This window comes from Nodularia sp. LEGE 04288 (genome assembly GCF_963896525.1).
Classification (GTDB): domain Bacteria; phylum Cyanobacteriota; class Cyanobacteriia; order Cyanobacteriales; family Nostocaceae; genus Nodularia.
This window is the reverse complement of sequence record NZ_CAWQOY010000073.1, coordinates 1-2239: the sequence shown is the minus strand read 5'-3', so window position 1 is coordinate 2239 and position 2239 is coordinate 1. Positions and strand designations below refer to the sequence as shown.

Here is a 2239-nt window from a genome sequence, read left to right as displayed (position 1 = left end):
ACTCCCCACTCCCCACTCCCCACTCCCTACCCCAAGCTATCTTTTAGAGCATAAATCACCTGATCTTGCTGTTCCTGTGTCAATTCGGGGAACATCGGCAAAGATAGAACCTCGTGAGCTGCTAACTCGGCTACTGGTAACTGTCCTGGCTGATAACCCAGGGTTTGATAAACAGGCTGCAAATGTAAAGGGTGGGGATAGTAAACCATTGAACTTACTCCCCTTTCTTGCAGTTGATGACGCACTGAGTCTCGGTAGGTGGTGCTAGCACCATTTCGTCCGGCGCTGGAGATGCGAATAGTGTATTGATTCCAGACACCAGCGCCCCCGGCTAATTCTTGTGGTGTAACAATACCGGGAATTTGACTCAGAAATTGTTGGTAATAAGCTGCGATCGCCTGTCGTTGATTGTTCCAAGTATCGAGATAACGCAGTTTAATTTGGAGAATAGCGGCTTGCAAACTATCCAAGCGACTATTTACCCCAATTTCTTCGTAGTAATAACGATTTTTCTGCCCATGTTCTTTGAGTACCCGCAGTTTCGCCGCCAATTCCGGATCATTAGTGGTAATAGCTCCACCATCACCGCAACCACCCAAATTCTTGGTAGGGTAGAAACTAAAGCAACCAATATGTCCGATGCTGCCGACTTTTTGATGGTTCCAAGTTGCACCTGTGGATTGAGCGCAATCTTCAATAACTGCTAAATTTTTGGAGTTAGCGATCGCCATCAATGCTGTCATATCCACAGGTTGTCCAAATAAGTGAACCGGGATAATAGCTTTGGTTTTAGGTGTAATGGCTGCGGCTACTTGCTGCAAATCAAGATTAAAAGTATTAGTGTCAATATCAACAAAAATTGGTTTTGCACCCACAGCACTAATGACTTCGGCTGTGGCTACAAAGGTAAAAGGTGTGGTAATAACTTCATCACCTGGACCAATTTCCAAAGCGCGTAAAGCTAAGTAAAGTGCATCAGTTCCAGAGTTGCAACCTATACAATTACTTACATGATGATAGGCGGCAAACTGTTGCTCAAAGCTTTCAACTAAAGGACCGCCAATATAACGCCCAGAAGCCAAAACTTCTAAAACGGCTGCACTCACTTCTGCGGCAATGGTGGCGTATTGTTGCTTAATATCAAAGGCAGGAATAGAATTTACACTTTGGATCATGAGTTTTCATTTTATCTGAAGATACAAAGGATGCACTGCGACTGCCAATTTTTGCTGATGGAATTTTTATCAAAAAGCTTTGCAAAGACTGTCGCCCCGGATACGCATCAAATTTGGGTTTTTACTGTAATTATTTTATGGTTAAGGATACCATTGGTTGGTAGAAAATGTGATGCATATCAACCAAGATCCCAGACTGGGAATTAAAGTTCCAAGGGAGTAGGGAGTGGGGAGTGGTCAAAAATATGAAAATATTTTTTTGTGAGCAGGATATGGAAAAATCATGCAGGATTTAATCAAGTTGGATTTCGTTGATTTAGCTATTGCTGTGGGATTGATGGCGATCGCTATTGGTTTATCAGCTTGGGAAAAGTTAGGACTAGAATTAAACTTAGCGATCGCCACAGGCAGAACCATCTTACAACTACTCGTATTAGGATACGTTTTAGACTTCATTTTTGCTTTAGACAATGTTTGGGGAGTTTTGGCGATTTTAGCAGTAATCTTGACAGTTGCAGCAATTGTTGCCCGAAATCGTATCAGTCCCAAAATTCCCCAAGTTTTACCCTTGGTATGGGGAGCAATTTTAATTAGTACTGCTGTGACAGTTCTTTATGCCAATTTCTTAATTATTCAACCAGACAGGTGGTATGAACCACGTTATGTAATTCCTCTAGCAGGAATAGTATTGGGTAATGCCATGAATGCAGCTGCGATCGCCGGTGAACGTCTTGTCAGTACCATGAATGCCCAGTCTGTGGAAATAGAAACACACTTAAGCTTAGGTGCAACTCCCCAGCAAGCAGTCACCCAGTACCGCAAAGAAGCCATTAGAGCCGCATTTCTCCCCACTCTCAATCAAATGATGCTTGTGGGTATGGTAGCTATCCCCGGAATTACCACAGGTCAGTTAATCGCCGGGATTAGACCCCTTGATGCTATTTCCTACGAAATTTTAATTATTTTCATGGTTGCGATCGCTAATTTGCTGACAACTATATTAGTCACCAGAGGATTGTACCGTCAGTTCTTTAATTCCGCCGCCCAGTTAGTCAGGTGAGGCG

At 43.1% G+C, this 2239-nt stretch carries 2 protein-coding genes; one reads left to right on the top strand and one right to left on the bottom strand.

Translation table 11 applies throughout. The annotated features are described in order from the left end of the window. Positions 1-26: 26 nt before the first annotated feature. Positions 27-1175, bottom strand: a complete 1149-nt coding sequence (locus tag AACX33_RS05315; protein WP_194000560.1) for a DegT/DnrJ/EryC1/StrS family aminotransferase — start codon at positions 1173-1175, stop codon at positions 27-29. Positions 1176-1458: 283 nt separating this feature from the next. Between AACX33_RS05315 and AACX33_RS05310 the strand changes: the two genes are divergently transcribed. Continuing rightward, positions 1459-2235 carry an ABC transporter permease gene (locus AACX33_RS05310; RefSeq protein ID WP_194000562.1) on the top strand — a complete coding sequence of 259 codons (777 nt, stop codon included), beginning with the start codon at positions 1459-1461 and terminating at the stop codon, positions 2233-2235. The last annotated feature ends 4 nt before the right edge of the window (positions 2236-2239 follow it).